The following is a 24,692-nucleotide window of genomic DNA, read 5'->3' as shown; positions in this document are numbered from 1 at the left end:
CATGTCATTTTTAAGAAACTATCTGAACAAAATAAAGCCGAACTTCGAAGAAGGCGGCAAGCTGCATTCGCTGCGCAGCGTCTTCGATGGCTTCGAGACATTCCTATATGTCCCGAACACCACATCGAAGAGCGGCACCAATATCCACGATGCCATTGACTCAAAGCGAATAATGAGTATGGTGGTAATCGCACTGCTGCCGGCACTCCTATTCGGAATGTATAACATCGGCTACCAGAACTATGCCGCAGCACACCAGACAGGCACCCTCCTGGAGATGTTTGCCTACGGATTTCTCGTGATGCTGCCCAAGCTGCTCGTCAGCTATGTGGTAGGTCTGGGAATAGAATTTGCCTGGGCACAGTGGAAAGGTGAGGAGATACAGGAAGGCTACCTCGTCAGCGGTATCATCATCCCGATGATTCTCCCCGTTGGCTGCCCGTTGTGGTGTATCGCCATCGCAGTGGCATTCGCCGTAATCTTCGGTAAGGAAATCTTCGGCGGTACCGGTATGAATATCTTCAACGTGGCACTTCTCGCCCGTGCGTTCCTCTTCTTCTCTTATCCTACGAAGATGAGCGGCGACTCGGTGTGGGTTGCCACCGACAGTATCTTCGGACTCGGCAACACGCTGCCCGACGCCTTCACCTGCGCCACTCCTCTCGGACAGATGGCACAGGGCTCTGCACCGTCGGCATCGCTTTTCGACAGCATCGTGGGACTCATTCCCGGCAGTATCGGCGAGACCAGTGTCATAGCGATAGCCATCGGAGCCGTGATACTCCTCTGGACAGGCATCGCCTCATGGAAGACTATGCTCAGCGTGTTCCTCGGCGGAGGCGTGATGGCAGCGATTTTCCAGGCCACAGGACAGACCCCTGTGGAGTGGTATGAGCATATTGTGCTGGGCGGATTCTGCTTCGGTGCGGTGTTCATGGCTACAGACCCTGTGACATCGGCACGCACCGAGACCGGCAAATGGATATACGGCATACTCATCGGCGCACTCGCCGTAATCATCAGAGTGATGAACCCCGGATATCCAGAGGGAATGATGCTCGCCATCCTCTTCGGCAACATGATGGCTCCGGCAATCGACTTCTATGTTGTTGAGGCAAACATCAGCAAGAGAATGAAACGAGCCAAGAAATAACAATAAGGTATAAAATACTGATTATGAACAAGAATAGCAATACATACATCATAGCATACAGCTGCATAATGGTTGTAGTGGTGGCTTTCCTGCTCGCCTTTGTGAGCAGTTCGCTGAAGCCGGCGCAAGACGTCAACGTGGCGCTCGACAAGAAGAAGCAGATACTTGCCGCCCTCAACATCCGCAACCTCTCCGACCAGGAGAGTGCCGAACAGTATGCAAAAGTGGTAGACCGCGACGCTGTCATCAATGCCGACGGCAAAGAGATAGCCAAGGGCGGAAAAGGTGGCGAGACTGCAGGATTCCTTCTCAACAGCGCCGACTACAAGGCAGGCAAACTCGCAGTTTATTACTGCACCGTAGACGGCAAGCACAAATTCGTGGTGCCTGTTTACGGTATGGGACTCTGGGGACCAATCTGGGGATATATCGCCGTGAACGAAGACTGCAACACCATCTATGGCGCATACTTCAACCATGAGGGCGAGACAGCCGGACTGGGAGCCGAAATCAAGGATTCAAAGGCTTGGCAGGACCTCTTCCGCGGAAAGACCATCTATGGCGCCGACGGCAAACCGGTGATAAAGGTGAAGAAGGCGAGCGAAGTAAAAGACAAGAGCTGCGAGGTCGACGCCGTTACGGGAGCTACCCTCACCTCGGTGGGAGTGAGCGACATGTTGCAGGAGGGCTTCGCAAAATACAGGAAACTCTTCGCCGGACAGACCTCACAGACTGAAGCCAACGACGCTGGCGACGGTGAGAAAAAGTAATCATTTAAAGAAGCAATGATAATATGGAAAATAAAATAAAAAGCGTTTTCACAGCGCCTCTCAATTTCATGAACCCGGTGCTCGTTCAGGTGCTCGGTATCTGTTCGGCACTCGCCGTCACGTCGCAGCTCAAGCCTGCCCTTGTGATGGGACTTGCCGTGACCGTGATCACGGCATTCAGCAACCTCATCATCTCGCTTATCCGCAACACCGTGCCAACGCGTATCCGTATCGTGGTGCAGCTCGTTGTGGTGGCAGCCCTCGTTACCATCGTGAGCCAGGTGCTCAAGGCATACGTCTATGATGTCAGCGTGGAACTCTCTGTCTACGTAGGTCTCATCATCACCAACTGTATCCTTATGGGTCGTCTTGAGGCTTTCGCCATGCAGAACAAGCCCTGGCCGTCGTTTGTCGACGGTTTCGCCAACGGACTCGGCTACGGCATCATCCTCGTGGTGGTGGGAGCGGTGAGAGAGCTGCTCGGCAGAGGAACGCTGCTCGGATTTGAAATCCTGCCAAAGAGTGTTTACGAAATGGGATATTTGAACAACGGAACGATGACCATGCCTGCCATGGCGCTCATCCTCATCGGAGTGGTGATATGGATTCATCGTGCTTATTTTTACAAGGAGGAGAAGTAAATGGAACACTTGATAAACCTTTTCTTTAGGTCCATCTTCGTGGACAACATGATTTTCGCATTCTTCCTCGGCATGTGCTCGTTCCTTGCCGTATCCAAGAACGTGAAGACATCGCTCGGTCTCGGCGTCGCCGTGACGTTCGTGCTCGTGGTCACCGTGCCTGCCAACTACCTGTTGCAGACCAAGGTGCTCGGCCCCGACTGTATCATCAAGGGGGTAGACCTTAGCTATCTCTCGTTTATCCTCTTCATCGCGGTAATCGCCGGCATCGTGCAGCTGGTGGAGATGGTGGTTGAACGTTTCTCGCCGACTCTCTATGGAGCGCTCGGTATCTTCCTGCCCCTCATCGCCGTTAACTGTGCCATCATGGGAGCGTCGCTCTTCATGCAGCAGCGCATCAACCTCGACCCTTCAAACACCCAGTATCTGGGCAGCGTGGGCGACGCCTTCGTATATGCCCTCGGTTCTGGTCTGGGATGGATTCTCGCCATCGTGAGCATGGGAGCCATAAGGGAGAAGATGCAGTATAGCGATGTGCCGAAGCCATTACAGGGACTCGGAATCTCGTTTATCGTCGTAGGACTCATGGCGATAGCGATGATGTGTTTCTCGGGATTGAAAATATAGACGAGTAGATAAGTTGACAGAATAACTTTAACAGAATTCAAACAATGAACATCAGTTATATATTGGCCAGCATCGGAGTATTCCTTGCAGTGATACTCGTGCTCGTGATAGTGCTGCTGGTCGCAAAGAAATATCTTAGTCCGAGCGGCAAGGTGACAATCACCGTCAATGGCTCCAACGTGATTGAAGTGGAGCAGGGCGACACTGTGATGAACTCCCTCAACGACAACGGCATCCATCTGCCGTCGGCTTGCGGCGGAAAGGCAAGCTGCGGACAGTGCAAACTCCAGGTGCTGCGTGGAGGCGGCGAGATTCTCGATTCCGAGAAACCGCATTTCTCGCGCAAGGAGATTAAAGACAACTGGCGTCTGGGATGCCAGGTGAAGGTGAAGGGCGACATGGAAGTGAAGGTGCCCGAAGAGGTGATGGGAGTGAAGGAATGGGAATGCACGGTGATAGAAAACCGCAACGTTGCCACCTTCATCAAGGAGTTCACCGTGGCTCTGCCAAAGGGAGAGCACATGCACTTCGAACCGGGATCCTACGCTCAGATCCGTATTCCAGCCTTCGACATGGATTTCGACAAGGATATCGACAAGTCGCTTATCGGCGATACATATATGCAGGCATGGAAAGACTTCGGACTCTTCTCGCTGAAATGCAAGAACACCGAGCCTACCATCCGTGCTTATTCTATGGCAAACTATCCCGATGAGGGCGACATCATCATGCTCAACGTTCGTATCGCCACGCCGCCTTTCAAACCGAAAGACCAGGGCAAGGGATTCCTTGATGTCAGTCCGGGTATCGCCTCGTCATACATCTTCTCGCTGAAGCCGGGCGACAAGGTCGTCATGTCGGGACCTTATGGTGAGTTCCGTCCGCAATACGACACCAAGCGCGAGATGATATGGGTGGGCGGAGGCGCCGGAATGGCTCCGCTGCGTGCTCAGATCATGCATATGCTGAGAACGAGAAACTGCCGTGACCGTGAGATGCACTATTTCTATGGAGCGCGTGCACTGGAGGAGATACCGTTCCTCGACGACTTCCTGCAGCTGGAGAAGGAATATCCTAACTTCCATTTCCACCTCGCCCTCGACCGTCCGGACCCGAAGGCAGATGCAGCGGGAGTGAAGTATACGCCGGGCTTCGTGGCTCCTGTGATGGGCGACACCTATCTCAAGCAGCATGAGGACCCTGAGGATTGTGAGTATTATCTCTGCGGACCGCCAATGATGGCGAAGACCGTGCTCGACCTTCTGCATTCACTCGGAGTGGAAGACGATATGATTCGTTTCGATAATTTCGGAGGATAATAAGAACAGACCTCCGACAACAATAAAGAGGGTGTGTCATATGTCTGTGACGCACCCTTTTTGTTTGACTAGCATGTGTGTTGTCTAATGGGTGCAAGTCCCTTACGAGCCCTAGTAGTGGGAATCGTCTAGCCAGAGAGACAAGGGTGTCCGTGGTGACGCGGAATCTGAAAGAAGTCAGCGGCAAATATCTGACCCAACGCACAGAAACTTGATATAAGGCTACTTACAGGGATAAGGCTGCAAAAAGAGTCAAAGTCCAATAACTACTCGGAACTGCATGTAGTAAATCAAGTGGGTATAAGATGGAAAGACAATATGCTTAACTAGTGAGGTCTCACGGACGCATGGGTGAAGATGAGTTATTCGATGCACCATGACGGAGTAAAGCTTGCCGTGAGAAGTCAGCAGAGGTCATAGTACCCAAGGCACGTGTGCCTATAGGGAAGGACTGAATCGTGCAGTGTAACAGTAAATGACTGCTACCTTGAGAGTCTTTTGTAGTCAGATGTCCGAAAAGGAACTCTCTATTTACAAGATAGGACGGAATCCGACAATAGAATAGAAGTGACGTATCTCGAAGGGATGACTGAAAACAACTTGTCACACACCGTGAGGTGTAAAAGCACGAAACCGCCGTATGCGGAACCGCATGTACGGTGGTGTGAGAGGTCGGTAAACATGAAAGTAGGAGATAAACACCTATGATTAGTGTTTACCTCCTACTCGATAAATAAAAATGTTTTTTAAAGATTTCGTATCTGTGAAAAGGCAAAAAATAAAAAGGGGTGCGTCACAGACTTATGACACACCCTCTTGAAGCATTTTATTTCACTTTCACTTCTATCACATTCTTCGCAGCATCGGCACTCGAACCACCTACGAAGATCTGATATTTGCCGGGAACCACACGCATGGTATTGGTCTGGGAATCCCAACCTTCGAAACTCTGACGAGGCAGACTGATGGTTACCTGCTGCTTCTCGCCTGCCTTCAAAGTAATTCGCTTGAAAGCTTTCAAGGTCTTGATAGGACCCTCAGCATCATCCATTCTACGGATGTAAACCTGAGCCACTTCCGTTCCTTCCCTATTACCTTTATTAGATAAAGAGAAACTCAAGGAATAAGCCGAAGAATTCTTCATTTTTCGTTCTTCATTCTTCACTCTTCGTTCTTCACTCTTAACTTTCTTCAATGTCGGCTTTCCATATTCATACGATGTATAGCTCAATCCATGTCCGAATGGGAAGAGAGTCTCGCCCCTAAAGTAACGGTAGGTGCGATTCTTCATCGTATAATCGAGGAAATCAGGAAGATCATTCACGCTCTTATAGAAGGTTACCGGAAGCTTGCCCGATGGATTCACCTCGCCAAAGAGTACCTTTGCCACGGCTTCTCCACCCCGTTCGCCCGGATACCAAGCCTGAAGGATAGATTCCGCATTCTCTGTTTCTGGAACCATGGCAATGGCACTGCCTGAACAGTTGACGAACACCACTCGCTTGCCAGCCCGATGCAACATCTCCATCACCTTGCGCTGAGCCTGAGGCAATTCGATATCAGTTCTGTCGCCACCCTTGAAACCCGGCTCAGAAACCTTCATCTCCTCACCCTCAAGACTAGGAGAGATTCCGCCTACGAAAACCACCACGTCAGCATCGCCAACCTCAGCCAGAAGCTGAGACTCGGTTGGCGTATAGTTCTTCACAATGTCAAACTGCATCACCGCCATATCGGTCTTCTGGAAATAATCCACCTGTATCTTCATCGGCTTTCCCGCCTTCACGGAAATTGGCTTGTTGAGCATCTGCACACGGGCACGTCCCTTCCATACATTCGCCACCGTATCGCCATCAATGATGAGCCGGTAACCATCATCGCACCCCATTCTGACGTTCAAGGTTTCATCCTCTTCCGGAGTAAACACGCCCTCGTATCGGGCAGAGAAATCCGTAAGATTCACTCCCGGTGCAAAGACGGTATTTCCACCATTGCTCTGGTTGATAGGCGAAGTCATCATGGCTGTAGCCACCGGCTCGCCCTTCATCTCAGAATTGTTCCAATAAGTAGCCTTCATCCCCTTGCTACCATCGGCAGAAGTCAGGAGATTGAATCGGCTTTCTGAAACTTCATTTCTTGTCAACGTGCAGGCAGGAATATACTTGGCTTCCTTCACATATTTTCTTATGCCCTGCAGGATGGTGGTGGTAGAAGTAGGATAACCCGAATAGTTGCCCCATTGCATGATGGAATCGTTGGCATTTGGCCCCATCACGACGATCTTCATTCCTGCTGATTTCAGCGGCAGAAGATTTTTCCGGTTCTGAAGAAGCACGATTCCCTCTTCTGCCATCTTCTCAGCCAAATCCTTATGCGCCTTGCTGGCGATGACGGAAGATGGAATCTGAGTCCAAGGCACGTTCTTGTCCTGATCGAAATCACCCAGGCGGAAACGGGCTATCAGCAGGCGCTTCAAGCTCTCGTTCACCTTTTCCTCGCTTATCATTCCTGTCTTCACCGCCTCAGGAAGCGAACGGTAAACGCTTCCGCATTCCACGTCGGTTCCGGCACCAATTGCCTGCGCCGTAGCCTCAGCCGGAGTCTTCGCCGTACCATGTCGGCCGGGCACATAAAAGTCGTTGATGGCTCCGCAATCGGAAGTTATCAATCCCTTGAATCCCCATTCATCACGAAGAATCTGTCGTTCATACCTGGCATTGCTGCAACAAGGTGCTCCGTCAATCCGCTGATAGGCGCACATCACCTCTGCCACATTTGCATCCTGCACCAGTGATTTGAAGGCAGGCAGATAAGTCTCCCACAAATCACGCTCAGGCAAATCCTCTACATTGAAACTGTGCCGGTTCCATTCCGGACCACTATGAACGGCAAAATGCTTGGCACAGGCCAGGAGCTTGACGTATTGGGGAGCCTGTGAGGAAGCCGGAGCCAGAACTCCCGGAGCCGACATCGGTTTGCCATCAAAGGTCTGTCCCTGCAAACCATTCACCACAGCAAGTCCCATTCTTGTGGTCAGATAAGGATCTTCTCCATAAGTTTCCTGTCCACGTCCCCATCGTGGGTCGCGGAAGATATTGATATTCGGAGTCCAGAAACTCAGACTCTGGTAGCGCTTGATGTTGCCGCTCTTCTTCGCCTCCTGCGCCTTGGCTCTTGCCTCATCGCTCACGGCAGTAAACACCTTATATAATAAGGTATCGTCCCACGAAGCCGCCATGTGCATCGTGATAGGAAAAACGGTAACAAATCCGTTTCGTCCCACTCCATGCAGCGCCTCGTTCCACCATTGAAACTGTGGAATGCCCAATCGGGCAATGGCTGGCGAAGTATCCATCATCAACTTCATCTTCTCTTCCAAGGTAAGACGGGAAAGCAAATCATTGGCTCTAGCCTCAACAGAAAGGTTCGTATTCTGATAAGGAAGCAGTTGCTGGGCACTGGCTGAAAGCGACATCGCCATCAGCATCGCCATAGAAAGTAGTTGTTTCTTTATTGATTTTTTATAATTTATTTGATTCATGCATTGATTTTTAAGTTGGTGACCAAGTTACACATTTTTTTTTGAGGATTCCAAAGCTTACTCCTAAGGAGGAGACAAAGGCTACCAAGAATATTGAAGTCAAATAACAATTTCGCATAAATGATTGAGGAGGGTGTGTCATAAGTCTGTGACGCACCCTTTTCAGTGCGTGTGATAAGAATATACTGTTGCTGTCAGGTAAGACCTGCATAAAGACCCTATTCCGGTTGGTCTTTTTCATTTTGCAAATAGCCAAATCACAATCCTTGGCAAGGACAACAAAATGTAAAGGAAATGATTACTATCCGTGCCCAAGTGGGGCAAGCAGCTTGCCCCTGTTGAGAAAGCAGCTTGCCCCTGTTGGGCAAGCACCGTGCCCCAAAATGGACAAAAGTATCCATGGAATGAGGCTTTTATGTCAATACAGATAGAACATCCTTTCCATCATCTGCCATTTCTGGTCAGACGTGGCATCGGCGGCACATTCCTGGAACATCGCCACATGGCGTTCCCATTCCTCCTGTCGGGGCAGGGTGGCAAGACGCGCCATCGCCTCGTCCCAGCAGAAGTCAAGCGGAGCGTCGACGATCATCACAAGACGGTTGCCAAGGATGTATATCTCCATCTCCAGTATTCCCACTGCTTTTATTCCCTCTTCTATCTCTCGCCAGAAATGATCCTTGTCGTGAGCCTTGCGGTATTCCTTCATCAGTTCTGAGTCGTCTTTCAGTTGCATGGTCTGTACGAAACGCTTCGTTGGCTGTCCGTACTCCTTGCTCTTGTATCCTTCCGTGTTCATAATAGTATTCTGTTAGTTGTAATCATTCAATGCTTGTATATTAGCTTCTTTATTCACAATAATGGTGTCATGTAAAGCGGAAGATATGTGATACCATCTTCCACCTTGTAGTCGGCTGCATGCAAAACCGTAGGAGAGGTCATGTATTCTCCAAACTTCTTCATACACTTTGTTATGGAAGACAATGTATAGTTCTTGCCACTTTTTACTTCTATCGGGCGAATATTATGACGTGTTGTCACTTTGTCCTTTTGGAGCAAGAAGTCTATCTCCATACGGTTTTCGGCTTCTTCGGATGACTTACTATAGAAAAAGAGTTTGTTGCCGCTGGCAGTCAGCATTTGTGCCACAATATTCTCAATGAGCATCCCTTCGTTCACCTCAAGTTTTCCAAAGAGCAGTTTCTGATAAATCTCTGACGAGACAATACCCTTTTCGTCAAAAGCGTGACTGATTAATAAGCCCGTATCGTTCATGTAGCACTTCAGAGTGGTACGGTCTTCATTCATCTTCAGTCCGATGTTCGGCTCAGTCGAGTTGTAGCAGATGTTGACAACTCTTGCGTCCTTCAGCCAGAAGAAAGCATCATCCCAATCACGATATTTTGCACCTGGTTTTAGAGCTGACAGACGGAACTTTTTCTCATGCGTTGAAAGTTGAGGAGGAATCTGATCGAAAACAGACACCACCTTGTCGGCAATCTCACTTGCGTAATTGAAGATGTCGTTACGGTAGATGGTCAGCACGTCGCGCTTGGCGGCATCTACGGCATCGAAATCTTTCGTCTCTACATACTTCTTGACGGCTTGTGGCATTCCTCCCACTATCATATAGAGACGAAATACATCCATAGCCTGACGATGGAAAGCCTGTCCCATTGGCTTCTTTTCTGCATACATCTTACGTATCAAGTCCATCAGCATGTCGTTACCAGTGGCCCATAGAAACTCTTCAAAGTCCATTGGGTACATCTGTATAGGGCGCTCTTCGGATGGTAGTACGATGCCCTGCGTATTTTTCTTAATGCTTACCAGCGATCCGGTCTCAATGTAGTCATATCTACCATCTTTCACCAAGAACTTGATGGCAGCTCTCGCCCTAGGACACAGCTGCACCTCGTCAAGAATGATAAGCGACTTGCGTTCGTGTAGCCTCACCTTGTAATGCTGACTCAGATAGAGAAACAGCATATCAAGGTCTTCCAAATAGAGGTCGAACCAGTCTCTGACCATTTGCGGAGCCTTGTTGAAGTCGATGAGAATATATGACTCGTATTCATTCTTGCCGAACTCTTCTACGATATAACTCTTACCGATGCGTCGTGCACCCTCTATGAGCAATGCCACTTCGCCGTTTCTTTTCTCCTTCCAGTCAAGGAGCTGTTTGTATATTTTTCTCTTCATAGTAACGCCTTTTACACCTATTCAAAATATCTATCCCCTATACGATACACCTTTTTGAGATTTTTGACTGTGCCAATATACACCTTTTTGAGATTTTTAATTGCGCATATATACACCTTTTTGAGATTTATCGCAGTGCAAATATACACCTTTTTGAGATTTTTTGCAAGTGTAACGTTGAAAACTTATTGGTGGTGCTATAAGACTGTTATTATTTGTGACTATATATTTGTTTGTTGCAGAATCTTCATATATTCGTCGTAGGAGATATGCTCGCCGCCCATGGTCTTCAGGTGAGGAGTCTCAAACTGGCAGTCGATGAGCTTGCCGCCATTGTCCTTCATGATGTTTGCCAACTCTATCAGTGCCAGTTTCGAAGCCGACGGCACGAGTGAGAACATGCTCTCACCGAAGAAAGCCGCTCCGATGTTCACACCGTAGAGACCGCCTACGAGCCTGTCGTCCTTGTCCCACACCTCCACGCTGGCAGCGAAGCCCTGTTCGTGTAGCGCCTTGTATGCCTTTATCATATCTTCGCCGAGCCATGCTCCAGCCTCGTTGTAGCGCAGCTGACTGCAGTTGCTTATCACTCCGTCGAAGTCGCGGTTGATGCTCACGGAGTATTCCTGCTTCCTCATCAGAGTGCGCATGGAGTGGCTCACGTGTATCTTGTCGGGGAATATCACGAAGCGGTCCATGGGACAGTACCACCATATTTCCTTGCAGTCGCGGAAACTGTACCATGGGAATATGCCGTTGCTGTATGCCAGCAGCAGGCGGTCGATGCTCAGGTCGCCGCCCACGGCAAACAGTCCGTCGTCTTCGCCCAGCCTCGGGTCGGGGAAGGCTATTGTGGAGTCTAATCCGAATATCATATTGTCAGTATGCCGTTACGGTTTGTGGTTTATGCATTATCTGCCGACTGGCTTTTTGAACCGCTTCTGACAGCCATCACGCCATTGTTGAAGTCCACTGCCAGAGTGCTGCCCTTCTTTCTCTTTCCAAACAGAATCTCGCGCATTATCAGCGGTTTCAGTTCGTGGGCAATCACGCGGTCAGCCTCTCTCGCTCCATATTCCTTGGTGAAACACTTCCCGAGCATGTGTTCGAAGGCAGCGTCGCTGATCTTCAGGGTCAGTTCCTTTGCAGCCACCTTGTCCTTCAGTTCCTTCAGCTTCTTGTTGAGGATCAGGCGTGCCATGTTCTTGTCCATCTCGTTGAACACCACGATGTCGCTGAGTCGGTTGATGAACTCCGGCTTGAAAGTCTTCTTCACCTGCTTCATCATCGCCTCACCTTTCGTCACATTTCCCGTGAATCCCACGTTGGCCTGTGCGGCGAACTGTGCTCCGGCGTTTGATGTCATTATGAGGATCACGTTGCGGAAGTCAGCCTTCTGTCCGCGGTTGTCGGTCAGACGGGCATAGTCCATCACCTGCAGCAGTATGTTGTATATGTCGCTGTGAGCTTTCTCAATCTCGTCGAGCAGCAGCACGCAGTTTGGAGTCTTCCTGATGGCGTCGGTGAGCAGACCGCCGTCCTCATATCCCACGTATCCCGCCGGCGAACCGATAAGTTTCGCCACGGCGTGTTTCTCCGTGTATTCCGACATGTCGAAGCGCACGAGCTCCACTCCGAGCACTTTTGAGAGCATACGTGCCACCTCCGTCTTTCCCACTCCCGTAGGACCGACGAAGAGCAGCGAGGCGAGCGGTTTGTCGTCTTCGGTGAGACCTGCTTTAGCCATCATCACCGCCTCCGTCACTTCGTCAATCGCCTTGTCCTGTCCGTAGATGCTTTCGAGCATCCTCTCGCGCAGGGTCATCAGCGCCCCGTTGTCCTCCTCCTTGAGAGCCGTAGCCTGAATCTTGCACACCTTGACGAGGATGTCGTCGATGAGGCTTTTCGTCACCCACGACCGGCGGCGGTTCTCCACTGGGTGTACCTCCAGATAAGCCCCCGCCTCGTCGAGAAGGTCGATGGCCTTGTCGGGCAGGCAGCGTCCTGATATATGCTTCGCACTGGCTGTCACGGCATATTCCAGAGCCTCCTTGCGATACGACACCTTGTGGTATTTCTGCAGGCTCGGCTGCAGTCCGGTTACTATCTTTATCGCCTCCTCAACCGAAGGCTCCTTGATGTCGATGGTCTGGAAACGGCGCGTCACTGCACCGTCCTTGAGCATCTTGCGGTTGTATTCCTCATGCGTGGTGGCACCCACGAAGCATATTGCGCCGCTCTCAAGATAAGGCTTGAGGATGTTGGAGGCGTCGGGACCACCGTCGCTGCCTCTGCCGGCGCCGATGATGTTGTGTATCTCGTCGAGATAGAGTATGGATTTCTCCTTGCTCGCACCGTCGAGGATCAGTTTCAGACGCTTTTCGAAGTCGCCCCTGAACTGTGCTCCGGCGAGCAGCTGTCCCATGTCCATGCCGTATATCGTGGCACCCTTCAGCCTGTCGGGCACCTGCCCCTTGTTTATCAGGTTTGCCAGTCCGTATATCAATGCCGTCTTGCCTACGCCTGGATCGCCCACGTGCAGAGGGTTGTTCTTCTCCATCCGGCATATCACCTGTATCGTCCTGTCCAGCTCCTTCTCTCTGCCTATCAGCGGCGTGTGGGTCTTGGCAACTTCAGAAATGTTGGTCACAAGACTCTTCCAGTCTTCCGGACTCGTGAACGGCATCGGCTGGCCGTCGTCGTCAAACATATCATCGTCGTCGTCGAGGTCATCATCGTCGAGGTCGGGAGTGTCGTCTTCATATTCCAGAAACTGCGGATATGCTTCGGTGAGGTATTCCATGAATTCGCTCTCATGGTCTTCTATTGCGGTGTCAAGTATATAGGCAGCCATAGAGTCCTGCAGATTGGCGAGTGCCACAATGTATTCTCTCACGCCGGCGAATTCTTTCTTGAATCTCTTGGCTATGGTGCATGCGTTTTGTACCAGGTCAGTAAACTGTGCCGACGGAACGGGCACCTGGTATTTGCCAAACTTCTTGTCCTGGTCTTTGAGATATTTTGTGAGTCTTGCATGCAGCTTGTTGTAGTCCACTCTGCTCTTCTGAAGAGCCAGCTTGAACGGCTCCTGCTGTATCAGTCCCATCAGCAGATGCTCCGGCATTATGTATTCGTGTGCCATGCTTACGGCAATGTCCAATGCCGTCTCCACCGCTTTGTTTATGCTATGTGAGTTTCTTAATTCCATACTTTCCTTCTTTCTGTTTCCGTTTTGTCTTGTCTTTTGTGCCAAGTCTTAAACCCGAATCGGTCATTAGGCCGTTTATAGAATTATTTAATGACTGCTTGCAGTCTTTTGTTTTTTATAAGGCGTCTTTTGTCTGTTTTTAATTCGCAATAGCTCGCTATTACTCATTAAACCCAAAACGGTCATTAGTCCGTTCAATGTATAATTTTAATAACTGCTTGCAGTCTTTTGCTTTTTATAAGGCGTCTTTTGCTTGTTTTTAATTCGCAATAGCTCGCTATTACTCATTAAAAGCCAAACAAAATCCACTCTTCTAAAAAAGCAAAATCCAAGCAAGCCCTAATGACCGATTTGGGTTAAAAGCCAAACAAAATCCACTCTTCTAAAAAAGCAAAATCCAAGCAAGCCCTAATGGCCGATTTGGGTTAAATTCTTCTGCTCTCCGTATCATTCTGGTTCGTATGTGGTCTTGAGCGGAAAGCCCTTCTCCTGTGCCATCAGAGTGACGGTGCGCACCTTCGTTCGTGCCATGTCGTAGGTGTAGACACCTATCATAGCCGAACCTTCGTGGTGTATCTTCAGCATCAGCTGTTCTGCGTCATCGGGAGTTCTATGGAATATCTCTATCAGCACCTTGATTACGAATTCCATCGTCGTGATGTTGTCATTGTGCATCGTCACTTTGTACATCCGGGGTTTCTTGTATCTTGTCTTTTGTCTTATGTCTGATTGTTGCTGTGGCATTATTGTATGGGTATTGATTATTGATTATTTGATATTGTTTCTCTCTGTTCCGCCTTCCGTCAGAACTTGAACATCAGCTTGAACCTCACTCCCTGTTTGTGAGCCGTAGGCAGGTCGAGATAGTTGAGGCGTCTCACGTACTGCACGCTGAGCACCTTGAAGATGTTGCTCACTCCAGCCACGATTTCCACATAGGGCTTGTTCTTGTCCATCAGGTTGGCACCGTCGGGGAATTGCATCAGCTGCGTGTTGCCGATATTACAGGCAGAGTATGGGTTGTTCTTCTCTGTCAGGTTACCCCACAGACATTTCACTCCTATATACTCCCTCCACTTGAGCTTCTTGATGAACGGGATGCGGTTAAGTATCTTTCCGTTCATGTTCCACCACACGTCGATGCTGGCATAGCGGTCGTTCAGGAATTCCATGTTGTTGATGAGGTTGAACGTGCCGTATTGTGCGAGATACGACAGGTTGGCGGCTGGCATGATTAGCAGCGGGAACGGCACCTTGTTCCATTGTATTCCGCCTCTGAGGTCAACGTTCAGGTCGCCCCAGCTGTTCATCCAGAAGCGCTTGTATATCGTGGCTTCGGTGAAGTTGTAGTTGTAGTCGCCTCCCAGCACCCCCTTCACTCCCATCGTGTGGGAGATGGTGAAGACAGGAGCCTCGCGGTTGACCGACACTCTGTTCTGCTTTGTGTTCACCACCGTTTCGCCCGGTGCATATCTCAGCATCACCGAGGCCTCCGTGGTGCGTATCTTCCATGGCTCTGCCGGAGCCACGCCGTTTGCCGACAGCGGTATGAACTTCAGGTCGCCGCACGCCTCATTCTCTTCGGTCTTCAGCTTCGCCATAGCCTTCAGTCCGCCATACCATTCGTATTCGAAGGCGAGCTGCTGTCTGTTGTAGAACATCATCTCCTTCACCTTAGTCCACTTCAGCGATGTGAACACGTTGTCCTTGTCGGTAATCAGGAACTTGTCCGACGGTGAGCATACGTCATGCGACGACGACAGTGTCAGCGTGCGCTTCGGGTATTCGTGGGGCAGATACTGCTTGGCGTTGAACGAGTAGGTGAGGTCGGCATTATAGTAGTTCTTCCTGCTGCCCCAGCCGTGGGCGTAGTAGCCCTTCAGAAACCAGTGCCTGTTCAGGTTTGCCGTAGTCTGTCCGCTGAGTCGCGTTCTCGTTCCGTCAACGAAGTTGCTCGTGATCATCGTGTTTATCGGTCCGATGTCGAATTTGCTCGGTGCCTGCTGCGATCCCGTCTCCACGAAATTCTCTATTGCCACCTTGAGGGCGAAGAGAGCGTATTTGAAGTTGCGCGAGTTCTCTATGTCGCGCAGAAACTGCGGCATCCTCGCCTCCGACCTCGTCAGCGGCACCATTCTCACCTGCTGCCAGAACATCCTGTCGCGGATCTTGGCGTCGGGCTGGTATATCTCCTTCTGCTTCCCTTTGAAATGTTTCGCCGGTATGGAGTCGAAGCCGTAGTCTGTCATCCGCGTGTTTCTTATCACTATCGCCTTGGTGAGTACGCTGAGCAGTGACAGCTCCGCCACCATGTCGTCTTGCGTCAGCACCCATTCGCCGTTGTCCAGCTTGGTGTAAGCCTGCTGTATCTGCATGCCCTCCACGAAGTTCACTCCCGACTTGGAAGGTAGCGTCAGATGGCAGCGCTTCACGTGGAGCGTGGAGTCCTTCACAATCCACAGTTCGCCGGAGAATCCGAAGTCCTGTTGGTTGTTGGGCAGGAACTGCAGATGGAAACACGAGTCGCGCTCCACCTTCACCGTGTCTACGATATAGTAGCGGTAGAACTGTATGGCGTCTTTTCCTATCGGACTGGTGAAGCGTGCCTGCAGCAGTCGTATCTGGTCGTCGTAGATGTTCACGTTGCTGAACACGTCTTTCATCACTGTGCCCATCACCTCGCCGGTCTGTATGAACTTGTTCACGCCGTCCATATGCTGTCCCACGATGATTGTCTTTTCCGAATGAGGGTCCTTGCGGTATATCTGCCGCGAGATGGTCTCGTCAACCATTACCGGCATTATCAGCTTGTTGTTGTATGGGCAAGCCTCCACCTGGTTCACCATCCAGTTGGTCTTCTTCGTGCCCTTCCTTTCCAGTTCCTTCGGCGAGATGTCGTTCACCGCCAGTGTCAGCTTCTGGTATTTGGCATATTGGAAGAAGTCGTGATTTTCTATGTCGGTGCGCTTCTTGGCTGCTATCACCCGTCGCATCAGTGCCACGGCAGGGTTTTCCTTTCTCTTGTATCTCTTGCGCTTTGACTTCACCGTCACTCCCGACAGACTCTTGGTGTCGGGCTTCAGCGTGATGCGCATGTGGTTGGGAGAGTTGGTGCCTATGAGCAGTTTGAGGTCTTGATAGCCCACGGCGCTGAATGTGGCATACCAGCCGTCGTGCTTCTCTATTGTGAACCGACCTCCATTGTCACTCACATACGATTTGCCGTGCCCCTTATACCTGATGCTGGCAAGGGGTATGCTGTCGCCGGTGGCCTCGTCAACGATGACACCGGTGATCTGCTGTGCGCTCGCCATGAGGGTGGAGAGCAGCAGCAATATGAATAATGATTTCAGTCTTTTCATTTCTCTCTTGATTTTCGGAATTGTATCCTTATGTTGTCTTCATCAGACAAAGGTGAGCTCCTTCGCCCGTCATTCCGCCAGCGACAGAATCTCCTTCAGACTCCCTATCACCTTGTCGGCAACGGGATTCTCCACCACCTCGTCTGTCCATCCTTCGCCTTTGAACCATATCGTGTGGCAACCGATGGAGTGGGAGGGCAGGATGTCCTTGTCGTAGCTGTCGCCGACCACTGCCACCTCTTCGGCTTTCATGCCGAGCCGTTCCACTCCCAGGGCGAAGATGCGGGCGTCGGGTTTCCTTATTCCCACTACTGCCGACTCTATGATGTCGCCGAACAGATGGTCGAGGCTGAACTCGCGGAGCACGGTGGCGATATTGCCATAGAAGTTGCTCACGAGCACGAGTGGGTATTTCTTTGCCAATTCCTCCAGCACCAGTGCAGACTCCTTTGTCGTTTGCATGGTCTGCTGATACACGTCGTCGAGGATTCTCTTGAGATATCCTGTGGCGTCGCCCAGATTCCTCTTCTCCTCCAGCCATTGCAGCTGCAGCCTTATCTTAGCCTGCAGTGTGTCGCGGAAGGTGAAGTCGGGTTTCACTATCTGACTGGTGGCAAGCGTGCGCTCGCCGTATACGTAGGCATCTCTGAAATCCTGTTCGCCTACGGGCACTCCGGTTCTCTCATACCCGTGCCACAACACCTTTCCCCAGTGGTTGCCTCTGGTGTCGAGCGTACCGCCGTAGTCAAAGATAAATCCTTTAATCCGCATCGTCAGTCCTCCTTGATATCTGTATTGTGGCAGTCTTCTGACTCCTTGTTCTCATCGGATTCCTCCTTGTTCTCGTTTTCCTTCGTCGCTTTTGCCTCGCTGCAGGCTACTATTCTCTGCACCATCTTGTGACAGAGGTTCTCGTGCTCATGGTGCATGTATATATACATAATGTTCATCACCACGATTTCAAACAGCAGATATAGCCATGGCAGGTCTATCAGACAGGCGATATACAGGGCGATGGCTCTCATGTTGAAGGTGAGCAGGTTGGTGTATTTCATCAGCGGACGGCTGCCGGCAAGAAATTCCTCTTTCAGCGCAGCAGGCAGGTTCAGCGGTGCACCGTAGCGGTTTGTCGCCTCTGCCATCATGAGCTGGAAATTCTTCGTGCGTCGCTCCTGTGTGGCGCAGTATTTGGCGTAGTTGTAATAGAAGGCACGGAAGAAGAGCGCCTTCTTGGGCTGCTCGCGGAAGATCCGCCATTGTTCCTCCGACTTGTCGAGTTCGCTGCCCTCCTTGCCTTTCAGGAAAAACAGGTGTATCTGTCGGTAGTAGTCGGAGAGCAGACATTGCGGCGAGTGGCTCATGATGCCTGCCATGAATGCCATCACCCATATCCATGGTCCCCAGGTCACGTCGGTGCCCGGAATCAGTTCGGTCATCATTCTCATGGAGAGAGCGAAATACACGCAGAAGAATGTAACGTCAGCCGAGAAGCCGTCGAGCACTCGTCCCACGAGTGTCTTCTTTCCTGTCAGTCGTGCCAGCTGTCCGTCGGTGGAGTCGCAGAAGTTGCTCAGCATCATCAGCACCACTCCCCAGATGTTATATTCCAGTTCGCTATGCCAGAACATCCATCCTGCCGCTGCTCCGAGTATCATGCCGAGTATCGTTATCACCGTTGGGTGAACTCCGAGGCGTTTCCACAGCAGTGTGAACACCAGTCCTATAGGTCGTGTGAAATACACGTCCAGCCATTCTTCCGTATCTTTAGATTTCATTGATGCCTTGAGCATCTCCTTAAATGTTGCCATGTCGTTTGTTTTGTTTGTTTTATTAATTGAAGATCCTCAGCAACCTTATTAGCCATTGCTGTCTTATCAGCAGCCTTCACCTTCCATTGCTGTCTGTCCCTCCCCTACGGGGGAGGTTAGGTGGGGGCTGATGCCAATATTCGGAGTTACTTCTCTAATCATCTTCAGCCCCCTCTCGTTCTCCCCCGTAGGGGAGATGCAGGTTGCTCTGTTACTGTATTTTCTATACAGGTTACTCCGTTATTGTCTTTCCTCTGAGGTTACTCCGTTATTGTCTTTCCTCTGAGGTTACTCCGTTACTGTCTTTTCTATGCAGGTCACTTCGCTATTGTATTTCCTCAGCAGTCGTCAACAGCCATTGCCATCTGTCCCTCCCCTACGGGGGAGGTTAGGTGGGGGCTGATGACGTCACTCCGCTATTGTCGCTATTGCCTCTGCCGCATCGTGTCGGCAGACGGAGAAACTGGGCCAGTCGTTGAAGTCGATGATGGCATACGAACCGTCGGACCTCACTATGCAGTCGCCGCCATACACCTCTATTCCCGTAAGCTGAGCCAACCGCGAGGCGTCGCTATGCAGGGCGGCAATGTCGAAGGACGTGTGGCGTGATGTGCCGTTGCGCCTCTCGTCGCCGAACTTCGAGAATCCGCCATCCGTCGGGTAGGTAGTGTGGAAGAATGCCGTTCCTGCCACACCGTAGAATTTCACGAGGTCGCCGTCTACGTGTGCCGTTGTCACGATGTCGGTTATTCCTCTCTTTCTGAATTCCTCTGTGATGATGTCCCTCTCCTTCTCGTTGGCAGCAAATCTTACGTCACCCTTCTCCTGCGCCGCCTCGTCGCCTCGCTTTATCCACCATCCGTGGTCGCCGTGGAGTGGGGCACAGGGAAAGTCGTTCTCTCTCATCATCCTGTCGATGACGCTCCTTGTGGCGTTGAGGACAGGTTGCGGACGGTTTATCACTCTCGCTCCCTCACCTTCCATCTGCGTCAGGATGTCGAGTGCTTTCCTGCTCCTTGCCATAGAGAGGACAAGTAGTGGGGCGCTGGAGTGTGGCAGATGGGCGTCTGGCAGTCTCTGCATCAGCGGCATCCCTTCCGTCTCGATGTCTTCTTCCCTTGTTTTATATATGTTATATCGTGTACTGAGCTTTTCGCATACCGCATCCATGATGGCTTTGTCGCGCTCCACGGAATTTGGCGAATACCTCTCAGCCCGATATATGGAGATTAATTCATACTTCACTTTCATAATTCATAATTTCCCCCGCTTGTCCCTCATAATCCGAAGTATCCCTCATAATCCGAAGTACCCCTTATAATCCGAAGTACCCAAGTCCCTCTCCCTTTAGGGGGAGGTTAGGAGGAGGCTTTTGAGTCCCTCCCCTACGGGGGAGGCTAGGTGGGGGCTGTTGTCAGCGGCGAGGCTATTGACGTCGTTGTAGCAGATGTCAGCCGATGTGTATGCGCTTTGGAGTCCCTTCCCTTTAGGGGAGGTTAGGAGAGGCTTCATACTCTCAAAAACTCCTCAGCCTTCCCGATGTCGCTCTTGTGGTCGATGTCGAGGATTTTGCTGAAGGGGAAGGCCTCCAGATGCAGTCCGTCAGCCACCATAGCCCTTTGGAAATTCCTCATCCTGCTCTCTCCGCGCTCTATGCAGGCATGCAGCGTGGCGATGGATTTTGGGGACAGTCCGTAGATGCCTCCGGAGATATATCGGCAGGAGTCGCTATGGTCGAGGAATCCTGTGATGGTCATCGTCCCGTCGGTATCCACATACAGCGGTTTCTCATCGTCGATATAGTCGGTCACCGCCATCAGTCCGTCAGCTGAATATGTCTCCATCGCGTCGTTCAGAGCCATGATATAGTTGCTGAACTCCTTCTCGCGGAATATCGTGTCCACGGTGGTAAGACAGTATGGTGCGCCCTCCAGATACCGGCTTATCTCGTATAGGCTGTGCATGGAGCTGGGTGTGCTCTTCACCACGAAGCGCAGCGGGATGCGTCTGCCGTTGAGTCCGTCCTCCTGAATCTTCATCAGGTGGCTGCTGACGAGTGTCGTCTTGTCGTTGCAGATCACTACAATCTCCTCGGCGTTGTTGTCAGCGAATATCCTTATCAGGCGATCGATGAGCGGTTCGCCATTCACCTCCACGAGTGGTTTCGGCATATCTATTCCTTCGGTGGCGAGCCTTGATCCTTCGCCGGCTGCTATTATTGCGTATCTCATATCTCTTGTCGTTGTGGTCAGTTGAGGTTTTTGCTATTGCAGACTTCAACCCAAATCGGTCATTAGGTCGTTTGTTTTCCTTCAAGTGCCTATATTCTGCAAAGTTATCTAAATCCTCTGTAATAAGAAAACAATTTCTTCTATTTAAGTTTTTTTTGTTAGTAGATGATGTGATTCCTTGCTCCTCGTCTGTTTATACCCAGATTTGCATGTTTCGATTATGGAGTGTTTCTCTTATATTGTCTAAAAACCAGAGTATTTGTCAATGAGCAAAATACAACAAGGAATATGTATTTAGGGATTAACGCTTTTGCCCTTTCAGGGCGTACCAATGATAATCCCAAAACGGTCATTAGTCCGTTCAATGTATAATTTTAATAACTGCTTGCAGTCTTTTGCTTTTTATAAGGCGTCTTTTGCTTGTTTTTAATTCGCAATAGCTCGCTATTACTCATTAAAAGCCAAACAAAATCCACTCTTCTAAAAAAGCAAAATACAAGCAAGCCCTAATGACCGATTTGGGATAATACGATAAAATACCCAGGGTATACCGAGTCCAGCACGCGTTGCTCTATCGCTACGATCTTCATGGCTCACATAAGCAAAACAAGCCGGCTGTCATCGTTGACGGCCGGCTTGTGGATAGTTATTCCGAAATAAAATATCGTTACTGTTACGATAACGGACACATCCGCCTGTAAACATCTATGTTGTTAGGAATGTCGGGGTGACATTCGCTTGGGGGTTAATCCTCCCACTGGTCCCAGAGGTTGGTGCTGTGATCCTTAGAACCGGCCTCGAAACCATCCTTATCGTTTTCCTGTACACCTGTCTGCACATCCCCAGTGGTGTTCTGAATGCTTCCGGTGTGCATCAGGGTGCCCTTCACTGCCACCTTAACGGCTGTGGGCTTTATATATTGCTTTTTCATGTTTATTGCTGATTAAAGAGTTTAACCTATGGATTACTTCACTACCAACTTCTTGCCACCTACGATGTAGAGGCCGCTGGGCAGACCCTCGGTAGAGGTGGCGCCTTGGCGCACAAGCTGTCCGTTGAGGTTGTAGATGTTGGCGCTGTGCTGCTGCGCTGCCTCGATGCCGTCGATGGCTGTCGTGTTGCCGTTCACCTGTTCGACCACGCCCTCAATCTCATACTCGAAGACCTTTGAGACCTGGCCATTAACCGACTGCAGCCATCCGCGGAAACCCTTGGTCTTGGTCGGCACGGTGCGGTAGTACCAGAGGCCGGTTGTGCCACCCACGTTGTTGCCATTGAGCACATAGGAGTAGGCGGGAATGTTGTTGTTGTCGTAGCAGTTCACGTAAGTACCCACAAACTGCACCTGTTGGGCTGTTCCATACTCCTCAGAGCCTTTTGTGCCCTCCACGCGAGCGCTGTAGTTAATGTCTTTCACATCTTTCTTCTGCTTGAAGGTCACACCCACGATGGTGTAGTAGTTCGTCACCGAGATGGTCTTGTCACCGTAAGTGAACGTCTTTTCCGGCTGTCCCTGAGGCATGCCACCGTCGGCCGTCGGCTTCACGAGATAGAGCTTGCCCTCCTCGATAGCGATGGCATTGGGGTCGTTGCGGTTGGCAGTGATCGGGTCGAAGATGATGCGCTGCGGGTGATTCTCATCGTATGCACCCTTGAACTCAGAGATGTGCACCTGGTCGCCGAAGATGCTCTTCACCTGACCCACATTGAGGCTGATGGGCAACACCAGTGAGTTCCACTTGTCAGTGTTCATGGTGCGGTGCAGGTAAACCACCGACTTCTGGAGCGTCTTGTTGTCGTCCGCTGCCTGGGCATTGATATAGGCGCCGTCCTCCTGGTCCTCATCGAGGATGAGCGTGTTGGGGGGCGTACCGAGGTACTCAATCTTGAAGTTGTCGAAGCAGGTCCATGCCTCGGCATCGGCGTCCTGGCTTTCGTCGGCAGCGCTACCCACCTGAATACCAAACGAGAGCGTCTCATAGACTCCTGGGGTCTTCTCCGACACATACACCTTCACCGAAGCGTCGTAGGTGTTTACGTTGGGCGTGTCGAGGAGCTTCGAAGCGGCCACATAGGTGGCGGGCTTGTTGGCAGGATCAATCCGGTGCAAGCTGGCGGTAGCAAACTTTTCGCTCTGTGCCGTGGCCGAACCGGTAGTGTTACCCATACCTGCTGCGGCATAGAGGCGAGCGATACCCTTTGTGGCGGTGGTGAAGCCCACGCAGCTCACGCGATACCAACCCTCCTTGATCATGTTCTTAGTGGGAATGGTCTGCACCACCGAACCGCGGGCACCGTGGATGTTGGCAGTCCAAGCACCACCGTAGGATTGCTGACGGTTCTCTTTTTGACTCATCGTCTTGCCTGTGATGGGGTCGGTGGTGTATTCTCCTTCGTCGTAACCGTTACCTAAGTAGTAGGTGTAACCCTCAACAACCTTGTCCTCAGTTTTCTTCTTCTCGTAAATAACTGTTGTTGTATAACCACGACCATGCTCTGAGGCTTCCTGGCACTCTCTTTCCCAAGTAGCTTCATGATCCTCCGTGGTTACGATCACAGAAGTATGACTCTGGGTTCCCCCAAAAAATTGGTTCTTCCGTTAAATGCGTAGACGCTTGTCGTGTAGAGCGTATAGCTTTAACGTGAAGAATTCATCATTTCTGAATCCATACATTTGTCTTTTCAGCACTTTAATCTTGTTGTTTATACCTTCAGTAGGGCCATTTGATATCGGGTAGTCATACCATGCAAGTATATATGGCTTGTAGGCCCGCAAGGTAGCAGCCATTTTGACCAATGGCTGTATTTTTGAATCCATGGCCTGCCGCACCCATTCGTTTAGCACCAATTCTGCATCATCCTTGTTGGTTTGGTTCCATATTTCCCTCAAGTCTTCTTTCAGGTAATATGCAATCATCAACGGTTCATTCAAGTTCAGCACATTGTCAAGTCTTGTCTTGTATTTTGCGTCAAAGATGTCGTTGCCGTTTCTCAGCAATATCCAGCGCGTGCCCTTGATTACCTTACGCTTGTTAACGTCTTTCTCAGCATGCCACAACTGGCGGCGCAACTGGTCTATCCTTTCATTCATGAGCTTTACCACATGAAAATGATCCACGACAAGAGAGGCATTGGGGAGATTTGCCGTTACCGCCCCCGTATAAGCAGACGACAAGTCTGTGCATACGGCTTTTATGTCATTCTTTCTGTCTCCGAGCTTGTTCCAGAATTCCTCAAGCGAAGCCTTGCCGTTACCGTCACCTACAAAGACAATCCGCCCGGTTTCCAAGTCTACGACTATCGTCTTGTAAACTTGTCCCTTGTGGGTAGCGAACTCGTCTATGGATATGTATCTGAGGTTTGAAAGGTCAGGGCTGCCATACTCCTTTTGCAGGAACTCCATCTGTATGTTCCGCACCATGTCCCAAGATACATCCAGGAACCATGCAATGTCCTGTATAGTTGCAAAGCGCGACAAGTCTATAACCATATTGGCGAAAGCGGTCGTATGCCTGCGCTTGCCTTTTGCGAAATCGACATCCTCGTTCTTTATGCAGCCACAATCAGAACATTTGACACGTTGGATCTTCATCTCGACGAAAGTCTTTGAACAACCTATCGGCACGCTCACAAAGCGTCTGGCCGTGAAACCATTACGGACTACATTATGGCTTCCACACTCCGGACAGCAAAGTTTGTCTGATGGAGTTTGGATATTCAAAACTATTTTATTACTTTCGCAACGCATATCCAAACATTCTTGCAAGGATATGCCAAAAGCTTTATGCATTATGCTGGCATTCATTTATCATTGAGTTTGGTCACTACAA

19 protein-coding genes are annotated in these 24,692 nt (G+C 50.5%); 5 read left to right on the top strand and 14 right to left on the bottom strand.

Features of this window, described 5'->3' with window-relative positions; genetic code table 11:
* Position 1 precedes the first annotated feature (1 nt).
* From ACDC99_RS06645 to nqrF, 5 genes are read left to right on the top strand one after another with little or no spacing between them, the layout of a single operon-like run.
* Positions 2-1,153 carry an NADH:ubiquinone reductase (Na(+)-transporting) subunit B gene (locus ACDC99_RS06645; RefSeq protein WP_022315607.1) on the top strand — a complete coding sequence of 384 codons (1,152 nt, stop codon included), beginning with the start codon at positions 2-4 and terminating at the stop codon, positions 1,151-1,153.
* 23 nt (positions 1,154-1,176) lie between these two features.
* Positions 1,177-1,923 (top strand): NADH:ubiquinone reductase (Na(+)-transporting) subunit C, encoded by a 747-nt coding sequence (gene nqrC / locus ACDC99_RS06640; RefSeq protein WP_044079928.1) that lies wholly within the window; start codon positions 1,177-1,179, stop codon positions 1,921-1,923.
* 23 nt (positions 1,924-1,946) lie between these two features.
* Positions 1,947-2,564, top strand: a complete 618-nt coding sequence (locus tag ACDC99_RS06635) for an NADH:ubiquinone reductase (Na(+)-transporting) subunit D (protein WP_022315609.1) — start codon at positions 1,947-1,949, stop codon at positions 2,562-2,564.
* Positions 2,565-3,191, top strand: coding sequence for an NADH:ubiquinone reductase (Na(+)-transporting) subunit E (gene nqrE / locus ACDC99_RS06630; RefSeq protein WP_022315610.1), 627 nt, complete (start codon positions 2,565-2,567; stop codon positions 3,189-3,191).
* 44 nt (positions 3,192-3,235) lie between these two features.
* Positions 3,236-4,510, top strand: coding sequence for an NADH:ubiquinone reductase (Na(+)-transporting) subunit F (nqrF, locus tag ACDC99_RS06625; RefSeq protein ID WP_022315611.1), 1,275 nt, complete (start codon positions 3,236-3,238; stop codon positions 4,508-4,510).
* Between the two features lie 826 nt (positions 4,511-5,336).
* Here the strand turns inward: nqrF and xyl3A are convergent.
* From xyl3A to ACDC99_RS06555, 14 genes are all read right to left on the bottom strand, one after another.
* Positions 5,337-8,051 (bottom strand): xylan 1,4-beta-xylosidase, encoded by a 2,715-nt coding sequence (gene xyl3A / locus ACDC99_RS06620; RefSeq protein WP_370756274.1) that lies wholly within the window; start codon positions 8,049-8,051, stop codon positions 5,337-5,339.
* Positions 8,052-8,469: 418 nt separating this feature from the next.
* Positions 8,470-8,850, bottom strand: coding sequence for an L-rhamnose mutarotase (locus ACDC99_RS06615; RefSeq protein WP_044073503.1), 381 nt, complete (start codon positions 8,848-8,850; stop codon positions 8,470-8,472).
* Positions 8,851-8,903: 53 nt separating this feature from the next.
* Positions 8,904-10,253 carry an ATP-binding protein gene (locus tag ACDC99_RS06610; RefSeq protein WP_042518820.1) on the bottom strand — a complete coding sequence of 450 codons (1,350 nt, stop codon included), beginning with the start codon at positions 10,251-10,253 and terminating at the stop codon, positions 8,904-8,906.
* A gap of 221 nt (positions 10,254-10,474) precedes the next feature.
* The gene (aat, locus tag ACDC99_RS06605; RefSeq protein WP_370756271.1) at positions 10,475-11,128 is read right to left on the bottom strand and encodes a leucyl/phenylalanyl-tRNA--protein transferase; all 654 of its coding nucleotides are present in this window, start codon (positions 11,126-11,128) and stop codon (positions 10,475-10,477) included.
* 29 nt (positions 11,129-11,157) lie between these two features.
* Positions 11,158-13,461 (bottom strand): AAA family ATPase, encoded by a 2,304-nt coding sequence (locus tag ACDC99_RS06600; protein WP_288745800.1) that lies wholly within the window; start codon positions 13,459-13,461, stop codon positions 11,158-11,160.
* Between the two features lie 447 nt (positions 13,462-13,908).
* Positions 13,909-14,205 carry an ATP-dependent Clp protease adaptor ClpS gene (locus ACDC99_RS06595; protein ID WP_042518824.1) on the bottom strand — a complete coding sequence of 99 codons (297 nt, stop codon included), beginning with the start codon at positions 14,203-14,205 and terminating at the stop codon, positions 13,909-13,911.
* Positions 14,206-14,264: 59 nt separating this feature from the next.
* Positions 14,265-16,823, bottom strand: a complete 2,559-nt coding sequence (locus ACDC99_RS06590; protein ID WP_370756269.1) for a DUF5686 family protein — start codon at positions 16,821-16,823, stop codon at positions 14,265-14,267.
* Between the two features lie 69 nt (positions 16,824-16,892).
* Positions 16,893-17,594, bottom strand: coding sequence for an HAD family hydrolase (locus tag ACDC99_RS06585; protein WP_370756268.1), 702 nt, complete (start codon positions 17,592-17,594; stop codon positions 16,893-16,895).
* 2 nt (positions 17,595-17,596) lie between these two features.
* The gene (locus ACDC99_RS06580; protein WP_022316399.1) at positions 17,597-18,631 is read right to left on the bottom strand and encodes a CDP-alcohol phosphatidyltransferase family protein; all 1,035 of its coding nucleotides are present in this window, start codon (positions 18,629-18,631) and stop codon (positions 17,597-17,599) included.
* 408 nt (positions 18,632-19,039) lie between these two features.
* The gene (locus tag ACDC99_RS06575) at positions 19,040-19,882 is read right to left on the bottom strand and encodes a hypothetical protein (RefSeq protein ID WP_278841007.1); all 843 of its coding nucleotides are present in this window, start codon (positions 19,880-19,882) and stop codon (positions 19,040-19,042) included.
* Between the two features lie 257 nt (positions 19,883-20,139).
* Positions 20,140-20,862, bottom strand: a complete 723-nt coding sequence (locus ACDC99_RS06570) for a nucleotidyltransferase family protein (protein WP_042518831.1) — start codon at positions 20,860-20,862, stop codon at positions 20,140-20,142.
* A gap of 745 nt (positions 20,863-21,607) precedes the next feature.
* On the bottom strand, positions 21,608-21,793 hold the full coding sequence (locus ACDC99_RS06565) for a hypothetical protein (protein WP_370756265.1): 186 nt from the start codon (positions 21,791-21,793) through the stop codon (positions 21,608-21,610).
* Between the two features lie 33 nt (positions 21,794-21,826).
* Positions 21,827-23,419: a hypothetical protein gene (locus tag ACDC99_RS06560; protein ID WP_370756264.1), complete on the bottom strand. Its 1,593-nt coding sequence runs from the start codon at positions 23,417-23,419 to the stop codon at positions 21,827-21,829.
* A 42-nt stretch (positions 23,420-23,461) separates the two neighbouring features.
* Positions 23,462-24,667, bottom strand: a complete 1,206-nt coding sequence (locus ACDC99_RS06555) for an ISL3 family transposase (protein ID WP_042517111.1) — start codon at positions 24,665-24,667, stop codon at positions 23,462-23,464.
* Positions 24,668-24,692: the final 25 nt, after the last annotated feature.

It is taken from the genome of Prevotella pectinovora (assembly GCF_041323955.1).
Taxonomy (GTDB): Bacteria; Bacteroidota; Bacteroidia; order Bacteroidales; family Bacteroidaceae; genus Prevotella; species Prevotella pectinovora.
The sequence above is the reverse complement of the archived record's forward strand: the minus strand, read 5'-3'. Positions and strand labels throughout refer to the sequence as shown.